The following is a 461-nucleotide window of genomic DNA, read 5'->3' as shown; positions in this document are numbered from 1 at the left end:
GAGGGCTGCAGGGGGACCTGCAGGGCTGGGTGCGTCCGATCCTTGAGAACTCAACAGCGTGCACTTGTCAAATGCCAAATAACCTCGTCGGCTGACTTCGGTCAGTCGTGAGATTCCTTTGGATCAATTTATGGATTGTCAGTTTTGACATCCTTTTTGGTCATGATTGAACTCGCTGCAGCAGTGACTGTTTTCCCGGTCTTGTTGTGGCATTCGTTTTTTACGGAGAGTTTGATCCTGGCTCAGGATGAACGCTGGCGGCGTGCTTAACACATGCAAGTCGAACGGTGAAGCTCCAGCTTGCTGGAGTGGATCAGTGGCGAACGGGTGAGTAACACGTGAGCAACCTGCCCCTGACTCTGGGATAACAGCCGGAAACGGCTGCTAATACCGGATATGCACCATGAACGCATGTTCTGTGGTGGGAAAGATTTTTCGGTTGGGGATGGGCTCGCGGCCTA

The 461-nt window shown here is 52.7% G+C and carries 1 rRNA gene (cut by a window edge); it reads left to right on the top strand.

Annotation, left to right across the window (positions count from 1 at the left end):
- The first annotated feature begins 219 nt into the window (after positions 1-219).
- Positions 220-461, top strand: a 16S ribosomal RNA gene (locus AUV08_RS11770) (it continues 1773 nt past the right edge of the window).

This window comes from Micrococcus sp. CH7 (assembly GCF_001595485.1).
Lineage (GTDB): Bacteria > Actinomycetota > Actinomycetes > Actinomycetales > Micrococcaceae > Micrococcus > Micrococcus luteus.
The sequence above is the reverse complement of the archived record's forward strand: the minus strand, read 5'-3'. Positions and strand labels throughout refer to the sequence as shown.